2 protein-coding genes are annotated in these 2,601 nt (G+C 68.5%); one reads left to right on the plus strand and one right to left on the minus strand.

Annotated elements, in window-relative coordinates; all coding sequences use genetic code 11:
* The first annotated feature begins 559 nt into the window (after positions 1–559).
* Positions 560–1,801 (plus strand): IS110 family transposase, encoded by a 1,242-nt coding sequence (locus ACFCZF_RS40740; protein WP_376675971.1) that lies wholly within the window; start codon positions 560–562, stop codon positions 1,799–1,801.
* A gap of 5 nt (positions 1,802–1,806) precedes the next feature.
* Here the strand turns inward: ACFCZF_RS40740 and ACFCZF_RS40745 are convergent.
* Positions 1,807–2,601: hypothetical protein (locus ACFCZF_RS40745; protein WP_376675970.1), on the minus strand; the 795-nt coding region annotated here is incomplete at its 5' end.

A 2,601-nucleotide genomic window follows, 5' to 3' on the forward strand; every position in this document is an offset into this window, starting at 1 on the left:
GCCTAATCCGTAGTTATGAGCGATCCGTCGGAGCGGGTGTTCCTCGGAGCGTTCGAGTACCAGACTGTGACATCCAGAGGCAGCCGGGCCGACAAGGCCTCAACGTAGACCGGGTGCGCGGTCTGGCGCGAGTGGTGGTGGCAGTCACGCAGGCGCCGGACGGATGCCTCACGACCGCCGAGCCTTGACGCCTAGCTGTAGACCGTGCGTCGTCCGGCGCCCGCGCGACCGCCACCACCTTCGTCGGCGCCGGACGGATTCCTGAAGCCAGCCTGGTCTATGAGGCCTCGGCTGAGACCTGGTGCCGTCCGGCGTCGTCAATCCCAATCGCCTTGATCACTCGTTGGCTTTGGTGGGGCGAGCCCATCGCACGGTGACCTCTTGATATGCCCGAGCCGTCTGAGCTCCCGCATAGACCGAGGCCCGTGGGATGCGCTGGTGCCACGAACGGCTAGTGAGGTGGCGGCCCGACCGCGATGCGGTCGAGGCCTGGGATTAGGTCGCTGCGTGGCCCGCATGCGCTCGTGACCAGCGCAAACACCGAACTCTGGGGAGGGGAATCTTGATCTACTGCGGAATCGACTGGGCAGAACGAACCCACGATGTCGCCCTGGTCGACGACACCGGCCAGCTGCTCGCCAAGCGGCATATCACCGACGACGCGGCCGGCTACAAGATCCTGCTGGAACTGCTCACCGAGTACGGCGACACTGCCGAGAACCCGATCCCGGTCGCGATCGAGACCTCCCGCGGCCTGCTCGTCGCGGTCCTGCGGACCGGCCGGCGCAAGGTGTTCGCCATCAACCCGATGGCCGCCGCCCGCTACCGCGACCGGCACAGCGTCTCCCGCAAGAAGTCCGACCCTGGCGACGCCCTGGTCCTGGCCAACATCCTCCGCACTGACATGCACGCCCACCGGCCCCTGCCCGACGACTCCGACCTCGGCCGCGCGATCACCGTCCTCGCCCGAGCCCAGCAGGACTCCCTCTGGAACCGGCAGCAACTCGCCAACCAGCTCCGCTCCCTGCTGCGCGAGTACTACCCCGCCGCCTTGGCCGCCTTCGCCACCTGGACCAACGGCCTGTGCCGTCCCGAGGCCCGCGAGCTCCTCAAGACGGCGCCGACTCCTGCCCGGGCCGCACGGCTGACCCGCACTCAGATCCAGGCCGCGCTCAAGCGAGCCGGCCGCCAGCGCGGCATCGAAGCCGAAGCCGACCGCCTCCGCGAAGTCATCCGCGCAGAGTGGGCCCACCAGCCGCCGCTGGTCGAGGACGCACTCGGCAAGCAGATGCTCGCCCTCCTGATCCAGCTGGACGCCGCCTGCACGGCCGCCGACCAGCTCGCCGAAGCGGTCGAAGAGGCCTTTCCCCAGCACCCGGACGCCGAGATCCTGCTGAGCTTCCCCGGACTCGGCATCCAGCTCGCCGCTCGCGTCCTGGCCGAGATCGGCGACGACCGCACCCGCTTCGCCGACGCCCGGGGTCTGAAGGCCTACGCCGGCTCCTCGCCCATCACCCGTGCCTCCGGCAAGAAGTCCGCCATCACCAGACGCTGGGTGAAAAACGACCGGCTCAACCACGCCGGCTACCTCTGGGCCTTCGCCTCACTCCGGGCATCCACCGGGGCTAACGCCCACTACCGACGCCGACGAGAACAAGGCGACTGGCACGCCGCCGCCCAGCGCAACCTCTTCAACCGCATGATCGGGCAGCTCTACCACTGCCTGAAGCAGGGCAGCACCTACGACGAGTCGCTCGCCTTCGGCGCCCCTCCCACCGATGCCGTTGTCACCGCGGCTTGAGACGGTCAGCGGGGAGTGAGGCAGGCTTCGAGAGCAGCTCGCTGTTGCGGCGGCAGGTGATCACCGAGCGGGACTTTGCGAGGGCTGTGATCGCCCTCGCAGAGCCAGCTCTGCTCGTCATCGTCGAACCACCACTCCTCAACGCCCCACATAGGATGCCCCTGAAGCAGGCGTCTGGCCAACGCCTCGCTCGCCTCAGGCGCCCCCTGAGCGACCAGAGCCTCGACCACCGCCGCCACGGTCTCCTCCGGAACCGCCGCGTCGCCGAGCACAGGCAGAAGAAGGAGAAGACGGGCGTGAGAATCGGTGACGCCTGCCGCACCCAGTGGTGCCTCCAGCACGGCGGCGAGCTCGGGCCAGCACAGCCCAGGGCCGATGCGGTCCTGATCGTCACTGGCCAGGACGAGATCCTGGCTCCAGTCGGGATGCGTGAGGAAGTAGTCCGTCGTGGTGAACTCCTCGCCGCTGTTGAAGTGCACGACGATCGCGAAGCCGCCGGTCAGCGGCACCGTGAACATCGGCCACGCCGACCGGTCGTGGAGCGTGTCCAGCATGGCGTCCGCGTCGCCCGCGTCCGAGCCGAAAGCCTCCGGCGCGAACTCGACAGCCAGGTCCGCCAAGTACGCAGGCCAGAAGCCCCGCTCATCCAGGAGCGGGTGCCCGTCCACGACGGGCGACGAGGAGTACCAGTGCCGTGCCATCACCATGCCGGGATTCTCTCCAAGCCCGGTCAGAACTGTTCGAAGGCCCCCGGCCTCGCGGCCGACCGACTTGACGGCATAGCAACGTGAGGTGTCTAC

Origin of the sequence: Streptomyces sp. NPDC056296, from assembly GCF_042268605.1 — a bacterium.
Classification (GTDB): Bacteria; Actinomycetota; Actinomycetes; order Streptomycetales; family Streptomycetaceae; genus Streptomyces.